A 13,853-nucleotide genomic window follows, 5' to 3' on the forward strand; every position below is an offset into this window, starting at 1 on the left:
GTGACAGCGACGGAAGCCGCTCGGACAGGAGCGCGAACTACGGCGATTATCGTCGAAGTCGAGCGCCCTCGCTCAAGCAGGACGAGTCTACGAAGGTCCTGAGGTCACCACAAGTGTCCGCCGGCTTATCAGGGCATGGGGCCACGCTCATAAAACAGCCAAGGACGCCGCTCGCTTCGGCCTACTTTTGTTGGGCCGCGCAGAGTTCCCGCCACACCTGCGGCAATGCGGCGATGATATCATCGGCGATCAGCCCGGGTCCAAAAATCTCGGCGGCGCGCGCATGCATCCAGGCGGCGCAGGACGCAGCGAGGAAGCCGTCCATGCGCTGCGCCAGCAAGCCGGCGATGACGCCGGTCAAGACGTCGCCCGAGCCTGCGGTGGCAAGCCACGGCGTCGCATAAGAAAGGATTGAGGCGCGTCCGTCCGGCGCGGCGACGACCGTGTCCGCTCCCTTGAAGAGCACAATCGCGCCGCTGGCGCGCGCCGCCTCGCGCGCCTTGTCGAGTTTCGAGCGGCAGCCGCAATCGTTCTCGCAAGCGGCGAAGAGCCTCGCGAACTCGCCGGCGTGCGGCGTCATCACCACCGGGCCCGGCGCAGCCCGCGTTGCGCGCCACAGCCGCTCTGGATCGCCGGCGAAGCTCGAGAGCGCGTCCGCGTCGAGGACCGCGGCGCGGCGATAGGCCTGCGGCGCAAGCGCTGTCTCGACCTGTGCGCAGCTTTCCTCGCTGACGCCCAGCCCCGGACCGATGGCGACGGCGTTCTTTCGTTCATCGGACAGAACCTTGGCGAGGCCCTTCGCCCCGTCGGCCGGCCGAACCATGACGGATGTGAGCGCGCTGGCGTTGACCGCAAGCGCTTCGGTTGGGCTGGCGAGCGTCACGAGTCCCGCGCCGGCGCGTAAGGCCGCAGCCGCCGAAAGCCGCGCGGCGCCTGTAAAGGAGGCGCCGCCCGAAACGACCAGCGCATGGCCGCGCGAATATTTGTGGCCCTCGACTTGCGGCAGCGGCAGCGCGTCGCGCCAGAGCTGCGGCATGTTGACGAAAGTCGCAACGGCGAGCGAATCCAGCGCCGAAGGTCGAATGCCGATGTGCGCGCAGGTGAGCGCGCCGCAATGCAGACGGCCAGGCAACAGCAAATGGCCGGTCTTCACGCGAAAGAAGGTGACGGTGGCGTCGGCCTCCACCGCCGCGCCGCGCACCGCGCCGGTCGTGCCGTCGACGCCGCTGGGAATGTCGACCGCGACGACGTTCTGGCCGCTTTCGCGCCGCCATCGGTTCAGGCGGCGGACGAGGGCGCTTGCGTTCGAATCGAGATCGCGCGCGAGACCCGTTCCGAACAGCGCGTCGATGACGAGATCGATGCCGTCGAAGCTGCAGTCGAGCGCGGACGTGACTGGACAAGGCCAAGCGGCGGCCGCTTGCGCCGCGTCGCCGCGCAATTGGTCGAGCGGGGTCAGGGAGGCGACGCGGACTTTATAGCGCAGCGCGCGCAGCAGCCGCGCCGCGACAAAGCCGTCGCCGCCATTGTTGCCAGGACCGCAGAGCACCAAGACCCGCCGCCCGCTGGTGCGTTGAAGAATTTGGCTGGTCGCCCGCGCGATCGCCGCGGCGGCGCTCTCCATCAGCGACATCGCCGGCACGCCGCTCTCGATCGTCAGGCGATCGGCGCGCGCCATTTGATCCGTCGTGAGGATTTCGAGCGGGAAAGCGGAGGGCATGGCGCGATGGTGACCGAAGGCCGCCGCCCGCGCAATGGGCGCCGGCTCACAAGATGGACGCAACGCTCGATGACGCGGCGCCGCATTCCGTCGCGCCTCGGCTTCCGGTATGTCATGGACATGCTGACCGCCGCGCTCATCGCCTTCGACTCTCCCGGCGCGCCGCTGCGCCGGGAGGCCGTGGCGCGCAGCCTCGGTTCGCTCGTCGAGTCGTGCGTTCAGGGACTGATCGCCGACGCCCTGATCCTCGCCGCGCCGGGACGAGGCCTGGCCCGGATCGCCGACGAAGCCGGCTGCGCGCTGATCGAAACGCCGCACGCCGCCGACGGCTTGGCGCAGGCGCTGAAAGCGGCGCAGCGCGACCATCTTCTCCTTTTGCTGGCCGGTTTCGCCGTGGAGCGCGACTTCGCCGAGGAAGCGCAGGATTTTTTTGCCTATGGCGACGCCAGCCGAGCCCGAACGCTTCGGCTGGCTCCGGATTCGTTGATCACTCGTCTTGCGCCGGGTCTGGCGCGTCCGGTCGGGCTCATTGCGCCAAAAAGCGCGCTCTTATCCGCCGAAGGCGCGGATCTCGCGCGACTTGTGCGAAAGATGCGGGGGGCCGATCTGACGACCCGCGCCCGCCGCGTCTTGTAACTTTCACTCGTTGAACGTGTTGCAGGCGTCGATGCTGCCCGTGCGCAAGCCTTTCAGCAGCCATTGCGTGCGCTGCGCCGCCGAGCCGTGCGTAAAGCTATCCGGCACCACATAGCCGCGAGTCGCCCTTTGCTGCCGGTCGTCGCCGATCGCCTGCGCCGAAGCGACCGCCTGTTCGATGTCGCCTTCTTCGAGAATAGGCTTCTGCTTGTTGGCGTTGTTGGCCCAGACGCCGGCGAGGCAATCGGCCATCAGCTCCGCGCGCACCGAAAGCGCATTGGCCTCCGAACGGCTGCCCGCCAATTGCTGAGCCCGCTGGATTTTCGGCAGAATGCCCAGCAGATTTTGGACGTGATGGCCCATCTCGTGAGAGATTACATAGGCATAGGCGAAATCGCCGCCGCCGCCGAACCGCCGCTGCATATCGCGAAAGAAGGACGTGTCGAGATAGATGCGCTGGTCGAGCGGACAATAGAACGGCCCCATCGCCGATTGCGCCGTGCCGCAGCGCGACTGGGTGTAGCCGTTGAAGAGAACGAGCCGCGGCGGCTGGAAGCGCACGCCCTTTTGCTCGGGAAGCACTCGCGACCAGACCTGCTCGTTGGAGCCGACCACCTTAGCGACGAAGCGCCCCAGTTGATCGGTCGGCGCGCTCTGCCGCGGCGCCTCCTGGCGGGGCAGAGCCACTTCGCGCTCCTGGCGCATATTGCTGACGATCTGCGCGCCGCCGATGAGAATCGCAGGGTTGATGCCGAGCGCCCAGCCGATCAAGCCGAGAATCACCATCGTGCCAAGGCCGAGGCCCCCCGCGCCCATGCGGGGCCCGCCCCCCATCATCGGCCCACCACCGCCGCGGCGATCCTCGATATTCTCGGACGACTGGAGATCTTCCCATTTCATGTTGGCGCGCTCCGGACCCGCGCCCGGGGGCGCTGCTCGATGAGCTATTTAAGCGAGCTTATCGGCTCTTGGTAGAGTTTATGCACGCGATGGCGGCGCGCAGACGCCGACTGCAACCGTTTGGCTCGCACAAAGATCTCAACAAGCTCGTTCAACTAGCGGCAGCCTCACGATGAAGCCTTCTGGAAGTAAAAGTCACGCGCAAACAATAGCGGGTTTTATTCATCACTATTTTATCTACATTGTAGGAGCTTCCTACTTTGCAGCCGCGCTTTGGCCAACGGCCGGCTTGAAGATTCGCAGCGTAGAACTCGCTCCGCTCGATCTCTTCGCGGTGAAGCTGCATGTTTCGCCGCCAACGATCATGTTGGCGCTCCTGCTTTTCAACGCCGGGCTCTCCGCCAGGACCGACGACATCAAAAATTTGCTGGGCCGGCCGACTCTTTTGGCCTCTGGATTGGCGGCCAATATTCTCGTGCCGCTCACATTTATCGCCGCGATAAGCGGCACGCTGTTGTTTTGGCACAATCCCCAAGAGGTTCAACAGATCCTGGTTGGACTCGCGCTTATCGCATCCATGCCGATTGCGGGCGCTTCGACGGCTTGGTCACAAAATGCGAATGGCAATCTCGCGCTCAGCCTCTCACTCGTGCTGCTTACGACACTGCTCAGTCCGATACTGACGCCGCTTGTTCTGCATGGAGTCGGCTATGTGACGATCGGGGACTATTCGAAAGACCTGCATGAACTCGCCGCCGGCGGCGCATTCGCCTTTCTCGGCCCATGGGTCATCCTGCCGACGGTTTTAGGACTCGCGGTCAATCGGATTGTGGGGCAAGCCGGGGTCGGAGCGGCGAGCCCTTACCTGAAGATCGCGAATATGATCGTCCTGGCGCTGCTCAATTATTCGAACGCGGCGTTGTCCTTGCCGAACGTCGTCGCTCACCCCGACTTGGATTTTTTGGCGGCGATTCTGGCGATCGTCGGCGGCTTGTGCCTCGTGATGTTCGCGGCTGGCTACGGTCTCGCCCGGGCCTTGGACGCCACTCGGGCGGACACAGCTTCGATGATGTTCGGTCTCGGCATGAATAACAACGGCACGGCGCTGGTGCTCGCCTCGACGGCCCTTGCCGAGCATCCGCAAGTGATGCTGCCGGTGATCCTCTATAACCTTGTCCAGCATTTTGCTGCGTCGCTCGTCGATCGCGCGGTGTCTCGATAGCGCTGAGCGAAACCCTCGCGCATGCTCATGACGCGTCCCATTCCTGGGGCCACTCTTCCCGCAGCCGGCCGCCGAGCCGCACCGGCGAGATCATCGTCGCAAGCCCGTCGGCGCCGATTTCGGCCGCCACGCCGCAGAAGGTCGCCTCGCCATTGGCGGGCTCATAGCGCGCGCCGGGCGTCTTGCGCAGGAACCGGCGAAGCGGCTCCTCCTTGTCCATGCCGACGACGGAGTCGTAATCGCCCGTCATGCCCGCGTCGGTCTGATAGCCGGTGCCTCCCGGCAGGATCTGCGCGTCGGCGGTCGGCGTATGCGTGTGCGAGCCGACCACCACGGACGCGCGGCCGTCGACGAAATGCGCCATCGCCATTTTCTCGCTCGACGCCTCGGCGTGCATGTCGATAAAAATGGCGTCGCATCCGACGCCCAGCGGGCAGGCGCCCAGCTCGCGCTCAATGGCGGCAAAAGGATCGTCGAGCGCGTCCATGAAGACCCGGCCGATCGGATTGACGACGAGCACCTGCTGCCCGCGCGCCGCCGTGTAGAGGCCGGCGCCGCGTCCCGGCGTTCCCGGCGGATAATTGACCGGGCGCAGCAGCCGCGGCTGGCGTTCGATGAAAACCAGAGCTTCGCGCTGATCGAAGGCGTGATTGCCGAGCGTGACGCAATCGACGCCAAGGCCGAGCATCTCATCGCAAATGGCTTCGGTGATGCCGAAGCCTCCAGCGGCGTTCTCGCCATTGACGACGACGAAGTCGAGCGCCCATTTTTCGCGCAGCCGAGGGACAAAGCGCGACACAGCCGCGCGGCCCGAACGGCCCAGAACGTCGCCGATGAAGAGAAAGCGGAGCGGCGGGAATTTCGACATATGGCCTCATAGCCCGCGCGCGCAGCCAGAGCAAAGCGGAACGGAGGTTGCGCGACGACGCGCCGTTTCATAACTGGAGCCGGCTGATGTAACATCACATTCCATTGCGAGCCCCGCCAAAAATGCAAGACGCCGCCGAACGACCCGCCGTCCTGACGCAAAAAGACGCGCCGGCGCGGCCTTACGTCGTTTTCGAAGACGGCCGCAGCGACGGACAGGCGCTGCTGTTCGAGGAGCCGGAGGAGATCATCGTCGCGCGCGCGGCGAAAGACGTCGCGGCGGCGTTCGAACGCATGGAGGCGGCGACAAGGCGCGGCCTCTATCTCGCCGGCTACGCCGGCTACGAGCTCGGCTATGCGCTGGAGCCCAGATTCGCCGCTCAAGCGACGCCCAACGCGCGCACGCCGCTGCTCCTCTTCGGCGCGTTTCGAGCGCCGCGGCCCTGGTCGCTGCCGCCCGCCGAGAGCGCGGCGCCGAACATTCCGCTTTCCCCTGCCTGGACTCAGGAGGAGTACACGCAGCGATTCAACACGTGCCGAGACTATATTTTCGCCGGCGACGTTTATCAGATCAATCTCACCTTCCCGCTGTACGGACGATATGACGGCGATGCGCTTTCGCTGTATCGTGGTCTGCGCAAGCGCCAGCCGGTCGCCTATGGCGGCGTCGTCGCGCTGGAAGCCGAAACCGTCGTGTCGCTCTCGCCGGAAGTCTTCTTCGAGGCGCAGGACCGCGACATTCGCGCCCGCCCGATGAAAGGCACCGCGCAGCGCGGCGTGATGCCGACCGAAGACATGGCGCGCGCGCAATATCTCGTCGAAGACGAAAAATCGCGCGCCGAAAATCTGATGATCGTCGATCTTCTTCGAAACGATCTGTCGCGGCTCGCCGTCGTCGGCACGGTGAAAGTGACGGATCTTTTCACCATCCAGACCTATCCGACGCTACATCAGATGACGTCGGGCATCGAGGCGCGGCTGCGCGACGACGTGACGCTGAAGGATCTGTTCACCGGGCTTTTCCCTTGCGGCTCGGTGACCGGCGCGCCCAAGATCCGCGCGATGGAGATCATCCGCGATCTCGAATGCGCCGCGCGCGGCGTCTATTGCGGGGCGCTCGGCGTCATCGCGCCTGATGGCGACATTCGTTTCAACGTCGCGATCCGCACGCTGACCATTTTTGCGGAAGGCGACCTCGTCTGCAATGTCGGCTCCGCCGTCGTCGCCGATTCCCGCGCGCGCGAAGAGTATGAGGAATGTCTGATCAAGGCGCGCTTTCTGACGGGCGCGAGAACGACTTCGGCCTGATCGAAACGCTGCTGTGGACGCGCGACGAGGGCTTTCGCCTCTTGCCGGAACATCTCGCGCGGCTTGCGGCGTCGAGCGCCGCGCTCGGCTTCGCCCATGACGAAGCGCGAGTCCGCGATGCGCTGAACGCCGCTGTCGCGGGGGAGTCGAGCGGGCGCCTGCGCGTGCGGCTGGTCCTGGCGCGCGAGGGAACGATCGAAACCAGCGTCACGCCGATCGAACCGATTCCGCTCGATACCGCCTGGCGCGTCGCCGTCGCAAAACGGCGCTTTTCCTCCGCCGATCCGCTGTTGCGGCACAAGACGACGCGGCGCGCGCGCTATGAAGACGCGCTCACTGATGCGGCGCAGCGCTTTGGAGCCGATGAAGTTCTCTTTCAAAATGAGCGGGGCGAGCTTTGCGAAGCGGCGCGCTGCAACCTCTTCGCGCCTCAGGGCGACATTTTGCTGACCCCGCCGCTGTCCTGCGGCCTGCTGCCGGGAACGCTGCGCGCGGCCCTCCTCGCGCAAGGGCGCGCCCGCGAGTCGATCCTGCGGCTCGAAGATATTTCGGGGTCCGAGTTTTTACTCGGCAATTCGGTGCGCGGTCTGGTTCGCGCGCGGCTCATCGATTAACGGATTAGCGGCTGAAAAGCGGCTCCTCCAGCCGAAACTTAGCGCCGCCCACCCCCCCAGGATTCCGATAATCGTCCCGCCGCCGAATGTCGCCGCTTTGTTGTCCCGCACGCTCGCTTCTGGTTCTTCCGGCGTTCGCAGGGAAAATGCCATCGGCGCAGGCCAGGGCCGCGGTAGAAATGTAACGCGACAATGGCTGCGGGATTGCGGGATTTAGGAAGTGGACGCGGGTCGAGTTTGGCGGAGCACAGTGCAGCGCATCAGTCACGCTGCAAGCGTCTGGTCAGCAAAAGCTTCCGACGCAATGGCGGCGCGTGGCCGCCTGTTTGTCGTAGACGATCAGCGCCGGCTCCCGCGTTCAGCTCTAGGGGCGAGCTGGAAGCGAGCATGTGGGGGCGTTCAGTCAGTTGGGCTATTCCGACAGAGTGGCCGTTGCGGTCGCGCAAAGGCAGTTGGGCGCCGGGCGCCAAGCCTTGGTCCAACAAATCCGCGGCGACAGCGATTAGAATGTTGGCGAGTTCCTGGCTGCGGGAGACTGAATCTCCGACAAGCGACGCAGTGCGACACTCAATTGTGACCTCAAATTGCATAAGGCCAGCCTCATATAATACTGATAACACAATGTGCTCAGCGACTAAGCTACCGTAAATTACCTCTCTTCGAAACGGTTTACAATCGAATATCCCACCATGGATGCGCATTAAGGGCTGCGCCTGCCCCTGAAAGGCGGTCGCCGCCGGCCTGTGTGGCGCGGGGAAGGCAAGGAGCCGCCGTTCGTGCGCTGACTATTTGCGGAGCCTGAAGCCGCCTAATGGAGGTTATCAGCCGCGCTTGAGGGCGCGACCATATGATCTGTCGCGAGAGGCCATTCGTTTTGTCGCGCTACACGTCTTAGGTCTGTCCCGGCTTCAGCCGGTAGAAAATATGCCTGCCGATGACGTCCATCTTTCTCAGCGCGCGCGCCCAGCGCGGATGGGCGTAATTGGCGTGGTAATGCGTCGAACGGCCGACGTCGGAGATGTAGGTTCGACCAACCATGACCTCCTTGGCGACGCGCACCGCCTGTTCCCAGGCGTCGCCTTCGGTGATGCGGAGCGACTTGCCCTCGCAGGCGAAGGAGAATTGGCAGCCACGATAGTGGTGCCGGTTCTGATAGACGACGCCGCAGACGCTTGCCGGATATAGCCCGCTCTGGACGCGGTTGAGCACGACCTGCGCGACGGCCGCCTGCCCCGCCTCGGGCTCGCTGCGGGCCTCGAAATAGACGGCCTCCGCCAGACAGCGGGCCTCGCGGCCAAGCTTTTCCGGATCAATCGAAGCGGCATAATCTGGACGGGATGCGCTCAATTCCTTGCCTGGCGTCGACAGCGCCAGCGTCGCGCCGGGGAAAGACGACACTTCGATGGGCACGGCGTCCGGCACCGCCGGCGTCGAGGAGCCCAGCGCGACGGCGCGCGGCGTCTGCGGGGATGCGCCATGAAGGGCGCGTTCGGTCAGCGCCTCCCGCCCGAGGTCGCGGGGCGCATCGGCCCCCGTCGGCGTCGAGATCGACGAACTCTGCGCCGGCGAGGCGGCCGCCATCGACTTTTGCGTCGTCGCCGGCTCGGGCGCGGAGCCCGCATCCGCCTCTTCGAGCGCTTCGTCGCCGGGGGTTTTGCCGCGAGGCGCAAGCGGCGTCGCCGTCGGCCGAGTCGACTTGCCATCGAGGCCGAAGGAGAGTGGCGGCGATTCGCTCAGCCCTAAATTCGCCGGCTGCGGCCGGCGCGTCTCGAAACCGGGCCGCATGGCGACCACCGGATCGCCCTTATGCCGCCGATCGACCTGGGGAAAATGCTTCACGTCGGGCTTGAGATCGACATGCGGCTCGCGCTCGTCGGAAACGCCCTCCTCCGGGCCGCCGACGTTGAGGCGCGCCTGCTGAATTTGGGCGCGGCTGGGGCCATAGAACCCGTAATCGCCGCTTGCCGCCTCGCTGAAGCCGAGCGTCAGCGCCCCTGGCGCGCGCGCCGCGAGCGGAGAAACGCGCCAGTCGGCGACGGGGTCCTGCCCGGCGACCGCGGTGAAGGAGACCAGCATGCCGACGCCGAGCGCCCAAGGCGCCGTTACGCTAAAGACCCAGGGCGCAACCCCTCTGCGCACGAAACGCGTTCTCGACTGGCGACGCATAGACTGATCCATGTGCGACGGCGCGTCTGGCAAGGCGCCGCGATTTGCGTCGCTCCGCCCCGGATGCGATCCTTCGCAAACCTTATCGTTCATTAGCCTTGCGGAACCGTTGCCGGCGCGGCGCCGCCATCGTGCCAGAATGACGCAACGGCGCGATCATTCGCCGATCAGATGCAGCGCGACCTCGCGCCGGTGCGGCCGCCGGCGGTGCTCGAAAAGAAAGACGCCCTGCCAAGTTCCAAGCGCCAACGCGCCGCCAATGAGGGGAATCGAGAGCTGCGTCTGGGTAAGCGCGGCGCGGATATGCGCCGGCATGTCGTCAGCGCCTTCCGTATCATGGGCGTAATCCGCGCCTTCGGGCGCGAGCCTTGCGAAGACGGCTTCGAGATCGCGCAGCACGGTGGGATCGGCGTTTTCCTGAATGAGCAGCGACGCGGAGGTGTGGCGACAGAACGCCGTCGCCAGCCCCTGCGTCATGCGCGCGCCGCGCGCAAAGTCGCGGACGGCCTCGGTAAATTCGTAAAATCCGCGCCCGGATGTGTCGATCCGCAGGATTCGGCTCGTTTGTCGCATGGAGCGAATGTGCGAAAGCGCATGGGAAAGTCCAGTCCCGCGCGCTTTTTGAACGCTTGTCTTGGTTACGCGCAAAGGTTAAGCGCGCCGTAAGGATGGAAGCTGCAATGTCCGAACTGATCGATACGCTAATGAGCTGGGCCGCGTCGGATACGGGAAAGACCGTCGGCGGGGTGGCGCTGACGGCGCTCGCCTGGGCCGAAGCGTCGACGGTCGTCGGCGCCGCTTACATGAAGCGGATGATCCCGCTGCGCATCACGGCGATGCTGGGCAATGTGCTCGGCGTGACCTTGGGGCTCATCATCGCCAGCCCGCCGACGATCGCCAAACATGCGATCAACCTGCCGCTCAATTTCACCCGCATGCGCGAAATGCGCAAGCTCATCGCCAGCGTGCGCGTAGCCAACGGCACCGACCTGAACATCGAATGGCTGAAGCCCTTCATGCATCCGCGCACGCTGCGACGCGGCGAAGCGGTCTTCATGAAGGGCGACGCAGCCGACGAGGCCTTTGTCGTCGTCGAAGGACAAGTCGAAATCGTCGAACGCGGCGCGCTTCTCTCGCCCGGCGCCATTTTCGGCGAGATGGCGCTATTTACGACAAACGGCAAACGCACCGCGACGGCGCGCTGCAATAGCGACGTCAGTCTGCTCGTCATCACCTATGAGCAGTTCGAACAGCTCTATTTTCAAAACCCCGAATTCGGCCTGTATCTCGTGCGGCTGATCGTGCGCCGCTTCGAGATGAATCACCGCGAGCAGGAACTGGAGAGCGCGTGAGGCGCGGCGGAACGCGCGCGGCGTCTCTCCTGCGTCATGCCCGCGCTTGTCGCGGGCATCCACGCCGGGACGTTCCGCAATGGCTGCAAGGCGCATTCAATGTTGACACGTGGATGGCCGGGACAAGCCCGGCCATGACGAGCCGGCAAGACGCGCGTCTTTCTTAGCGCTACTCTTCGAGCAGGATCACGCCGTGCTTACGGCCTTTTCGCCGAGCGCCGCCTGGGCGGCGGCGAGCCGCGCGATCGGCACCCGGAACGGCGAACAGGACACATAGTCGAAGCCGATCTTGTCGAAGAAGGCGACGGAAACCGGATCGCCGCCATGCTCGCCGCAGACGCCGAGCGTAATCGTCGGGTTCGCGGCGCGGGCGCGTTTGCAGCCGAGTTCGACCAGCTCGCCGACGCCTTCCTGATCGATCGTCACGAAAGGGTCGGCAGGCAGCAGCCCCTTTTCGACATAGGCGTTGAGGAAGGATCCCGAATCGTCGCGCGAAATGCCGAGCGTCGTTTGCGTCAGGTCGTTGGTGCCGAAGGAGAAGAAATCCGCAGATGGCGCGATGTCGCCGGCGCGCAGCGCCGCGCGCGGCAATTCGATCATCGTGCCGACGTGATAGTTCGGCCTGATCCCGGTCTCGCCCTCGACGAGCTTCGCCATTTCGGCGACGCGCGCCTTGACGAGATCGAGCTCCGCGCGCGTGAAGACGAGCGGCGCCATGATCTCGATGTCGACGGGTTCGCCGGTCGAAAGGCTGGCTTCGATCGCCGCCTCGAAAATCGCGCGCGCCTGCATGTCGACGATCTCGGGGAAGATGACGGCGAGCCGCACGCCGCGAAAGCCGAGCATCGGATTGAATTCGGAAAGCTGCGCGGCGCGGCGGCGCAGCTTCACCGGATCGGCGCCCATCGCCCGCGCCACGGCGGCGATCTCGGCGTCCGAATGCGGCAGGAATTCATGCAGCGGCGGATCAAGCAGGCGGATCGTGACCGGCAGGCCCGACATGATCTCGAACAGCTGCTTGAAGTCCTCGCGCTGCATGGGCAGCAGTTTCGCCAGCGCGAGGCGGCGTCCTTCGGCGTCGTCGGCGAGGATCATCTCGCGCACCGCGACAATGCGCTCGCCCTCGAAAAACATGTGTTCGGTGCGCGCGAGGCCAATGCCTTCGGCGCCAAAGCGGCGAGCGGCGCGCGCGTCTGACGGCGTTTCGGCGTTGGCGCGGATTTTCAGCCGCCGTTTCTGGTCCGCCCAGGACATCAGCACGGCGAATTCGCCGGTGAGCTCCGGCCGCTGCATCTTCACTTCGCCGGCGATGACCTGGCCGGCGGAGCCGTCGATGGTGATGCGGTCGCCCTTGCCGAAACGCTTGCCGGCGACGGTAAAGCTCTGGTCCTCATAGTCGATGCGCAGCGCGCCGGCGCCGGTGACGCAGGGCTTGCCCATGCCGCGCGCCACGACGGCGGCGTGCGAGGTCATGCCGCCGCGCGCGGTGAGAATGCCTTCCGCCCCATGCATGCCGGTGATGTCTTCAGGACTCGTCTCGATGCGCACGAGGATGATCTTGCGTCCATTCGAGGCGAGCTTCGCGGCTTCTTCCGGATCGAAGACGATTTCGCCGACAGCCGCGCCCGGCGAAGCGGGCAGACCCGTGGCGAGAATATTGCGCTTCGCCGCGGGATCGATCGTCGGATGCAGCAATTGTTCGAGCGACTGCGGCTCGACGCGCGTAATCGCCTCATCCTTGCCGATGAGTCCTTCGCGGGCCATGTCGACGGCGAGCTTCAGCGCCGCGCGGGCGGTGCGTTTGCCGGCGCGCGTCTGCAGCATCCATAATTTCCCGCGCTCGACGGTGAACTCCATGTCCTGCATGTCGCGGAAGTGGCGTTCGAGCTTGTCGGCGTATCCCTTGAATTCGGCGAAGATCGCCGGCATCGCCGCTTCGAGCGAGATTTTCTCGAACCCGGAGGCGTGGCTCGCGGACTGGGCGATCGGTTGAGGCGTGCGGATGCCGGCGACGACGTCTTCGCCCTGCGCATTCATGAGATATTCGCCATAGAGCTCGCGCACGCCGGTCGAAGGGTTGCGCGTGAAGGCGACGCCGGTCGCCGATTGCGCACCCATATTGCCAAACACCATCGCCTGAATATTGACCGCTGTCCCCCAGCTTTCGGAGATGTTGTGCAGGCCGCGATAGACGATGGCGCGATTGTTCATCCAGGATGAAAACACCGCCTTGATCGCGCCCCACAATTGCTCGCGGGGATCCTGGGGGAAGCTCTTGCCGGCGGCCTGTTCGACGATCGCCTTGTATTGCGCGGCGACCTTGCGCCAATCCTCGGCCGTCAGCTGCGTATCGAGCGCGAAGCCCTTGCCCTCCTTGATTCTCTCCAGCGCGTCCTCGAACTGGTGATGTTCCACGCCGAGCACGACGGAGGAATACATTTCGATGAAGCGTCGGTAGCAGTCCCATGCGAAGCGTTCGTCGCCGGAGTTGCGCGCGAGCGCTTCCACGGTCTCGTCGTTGAGACCGAGATTGAGCACAGTGTCCATCATCCCGGGCATTGAGGCGCGGGCGCCCGAACGCACCGAGACGAGCAGCGGCTGCTGCGGGTCTTCGAAAGCGTGCCCGGCGACGCGGCCGATATCGGCAAGCGCGGCGTCGACCTGCCCGGCGAGATCGGCGGGAAAGGTCTTGGCGTTGGCGTAAAAATAGGCGCAGACCTCGGTGGTGATGGTGAAGCCGGGCGGCACTGGCAGTCCGAGCGCCGCCATTTCAGCCAGATTGGCCCCTTTGCCGCCCAAAAGCTCTTTCATCGACGCCGATCCTTCGGACCGACCGGCGCTGAAACTATACACCCACTTGGTCATAACTATTTCGTCCGGAAAGAGAGGCGGGCGCGGGACGCGCCGCGCCTTGGCGGTCTTGGCGTTCTTGGGCGCTTCCGGCCGCGCCGCGGCCGCCGACGCCCCGCCTGCGCGGATCATCAAGCGCGCCGGAAGTTACGCTCAAATGACGCGCGTCCACAAGTTGGCGCGCGACTCCTTGAGCGCTATTTTGGCCAGCGAGCGAA

11 protein-coding genes are annotated in these 13,853 nt (G+C 65.2%); 5 read left to right on the forward strand and 6 right to left on the reverse strand.

Annotated features, from left to right (window positions below; translation table 11 throughout):
• Window positions 1-181: 181 nt before the first annotated feature.
• The gene (locus ACPS74_RS07380; RefSeq protein WP_029650684.1) at window positions 182-1,720 is read right to left on the reverse strand and encodes a bifunctional ADP-dependent NAD(P)H-hydrate dehydratase/NAD(P)H-hydrate epimerase; all 1,539 of its coding nucleotides are present in this window, start codon (window positions 1,718-1,720) and stop codon (window positions 182-184) included.
• Window positions 1,721-1,789: 69 nt separating this feature from the next.
• Here ACPS74_RS07380 and ACPS74_RS07385 point away from each other — a divergent pair, with 69 nt between their 5' ends.
• A complete protein-coding gene (locus tag ACPS74_RS07385) occupies window positions 1,790-2,356 on the forward strand; it encodes a hypothetical protein (protein WP_051381785.1) in 567 nt (188 codons plus the stop codon).
• A 3-nt stretch (window positions 2,357-2,359) separates the two neighbouring features.
• On the opposite strand, the gene ypfJ is transcribed toward ACPS74_RS07385, so the two are convergent.
• Window positions 2,360-3,256, reverse strand: coding sequence for a KPN_02809 family neutral zinc metallopeptidase (gene ypfJ / locus ACPS74_RS07390; RefSeq protein WP_029650682.1), 897 nt, complete (start codon window positions 3,254-3,256; stop codon window positions 2,360-2,362).
• 289 nt (window positions 3,257-3,545) lie between these two features.
• Between ypfJ and ACPS74_RS07395 the strand changes: the two genes are divergently transcribed.
• Window positions 3,546-4,478, forward strand: a complete 933-nt coding sequence (locus tag ACPS74_RS07395) for a bile acid:sodium symporter family protein (RefSeq protein ID WP_083481357.1) — start codon at window positions 3,546-3,548, stop codon at window positions 4,476-4,478.
• Window positions 4,479-4,503: 25 nt separating this feature from the next.
• On the opposite strand, the gene ACPS74_RS07400 is transcribed toward ACPS74_RS07395, so the two are convergent.
• Window positions 4,504-5,346 (reverse strand): TIGR00282 family metallophosphoesterase, encoded by an 843-nt coding sequence (locus ACPS74_RS07400; RefSeq protein ID WP_029650678.1) that lies wholly within the window; start codon window positions 5,344-5,346, stop codon window positions 4,504-4,506.
• Between the two features lie 122 nt (window positions 5,347-5,468).
• Here ACPS74_RS07400 and ACPS74_RS07405 point away from each other — a divergent pair, with 122 nt between their 5' ends.
• Both ACPS74_RS07405 and ACPS74_RS07410 read left to right on the forward strand, forming a co-directional pair.
• Window positions 5,469-6,653 (forward strand): aminodeoxychorismate synthase component I, encoded by a 1,185-nt coding sequence (locus ACPS74_RS07405; protein WP_036241858.1) that lies wholly within the window; start codon window positions 5,469-5,471, stop codon window positions 6,651-6,653.
• Window positions 6,602-7,267 (forward strand): aminotransferase class IV, encoded by a 666-nt coding sequence (locus ACPS74_RS07410; protein WP_029650676.1) that lies wholly within the window; start codon window positions 6,602-6,604, stop codon window positions 7,265-7,267. The genes ACPS74_RS07405 and ACPS74_RS07410 overlap by 52 nt, the downstream gene beginning before the upstream one ends.
• Window positions 7,268-8,158: 891 nt before the next feature.
• Here the strand turns inward: ACPS74_RS07410 and ACPS74_RS07415 are convergent.
• Complete coding sequence (locus ACPS74_RS07415) at window positions 8,159-9,445, reverse strand: cell wall hydrolase (RefSeq protein ID WP_029650672.1); 1,287 nt, start codon at window positions 9,443-9,445, stop codon at window positions 8,159-8,161.
• A 144-nt stretch (window positions 9,446-9,589) separates the two neighbouring features.
• Window positions 9,590-10,006 carry a secondary thiamine-phosphate synthase enzyme YjbQ gene (locus ACPS74_RS07420; RefSeq protein WP_014890629.1) on the reverse strand — a complete coding sequence of 139 codons (417 nt, stop codon included), beginning with the start codon at window positions 10,004-10,006 and terminating at the stop codon, window positions 9,590-9,592.
• Window positions 10,007-10,113: 107 nt separating this feature from the next.
• Between ACPS74_RS07420 and ACPS74_RS07425 the strand changes: the two genes are divergently transcribed.
• Window positions 10,114-10,785, forward strand: coding sequence for a Crp/Fnr family transcriptional regulator (locus ACPS74_RS07425; RefSeq protein ID WP_051381771.1), 672 nt, complete (start codon window positions 10,114-10,116; stop codon window positions 10,783-10,785).
• 186 nt (window positions 10,786-10,971) lie between these two features.
• On the opposite strand, the gene ppdK is transcribed toward ACPS74_RS07425, so the two are convergent.
• On the reverse strand, window positions 10,972-13,767 hold the full coding sequence (gene ppdK / locus ACPS74_RS07430; protein ID WP_370646270.1) for a pyruvate, phosphate dikinase: 2,796 nt from the start codon (window positions 13,765-13,767) through the stop codon (window positions 10,972-10,974).
• Window positions 13,768-13,853 lie beyond the last annotated feature (86 nt).

The sequence above is a fragment of the Methylocystis sp. SB2 genome, from assembly GCF_049817085.1.
Classification (GTDB): Bacteria; Pseudomonadota; Alphaproteobacteria; order Rhizobiales; family Beijerinckiaceae; genus Methylocystis; species Methylocystis rosea.

Excerpts from the sequence above, each read along its gene's own strand:
- ACPS74_RS07380 (WP_029650684.1), bottom strand. The coding sequence starts at position 1,720 with ATGCCCTCCGCTTTCCCGCTCGAAATCCTCACGACGGATCAAATGGCG.
- ACPS74_RS07385 (WP_051381785.1), top strand. The coding sequence starts at position 1,790 with ATGACGCGGCGCCGCATTCCGTCGCGCCTCGGCTTCCGGTATGTCATG.
- ypfJ (WP_029650682.1), bottom strand. The coding sequence starts at position 3,256 with ATGAAATGGGAAGATCTCCAGTCGTCCGAGAATATCGAGGATCGCCGC.
- ACPS74_RS07400 (WP_029650678.1), bottom strand. The coding sequence starts at position 5,346 with ATGTCGAAATTCCCGCCGCTCCGCTTTCTCTTCATCGGCGACGTTCTG.
- ACPS74_RS07405 (WP_036241858.1), top strand. The coding sequence starts at position 5,469 with ATGCAAGACGCCGCCGAACGACCCGCCGTCCTGACGCAAAAAGACGCG.
- ACPS74_RS07410 (WP_029650676.1), top strand. The coding sequence starts at position 6,602 with ATGTCTGATCAAGGCGCGCTTTCTGACGGGCGCGAGAACGACTTCGGC.
- ACPS74_RS07415 (WP_029650672.1), bottom strand. The coding sequence starts at position 9,445 with ATGGATCAGTCTATGCGTCGCCAGTCGAGAACGCGTTTCGTGCGCAGA.
- ACPS74_RS07420 (WP_014890629.1), bottom strand. The coding sequence starts at position 10,006 with ATGCGACAAACGAGCCGAATCCTGCGGATCGACACATCCGGGCGCGGA.
- ACPS74_RS07425 (WP_051381771.1), top strand. The coding sequence starts at position 10,114 with ATGTCCGAACTGATCGATACGCTAATGAGCTGGGCCGCGTCGGATACG.
- ppdK (WP_370646270.1), bottom strand. The coding sequence starts at position 13,767 with ATGATCCGCGCAGGCGGGGCGTCGGCGGCCGCGGCGCGGCCGGAAGCG.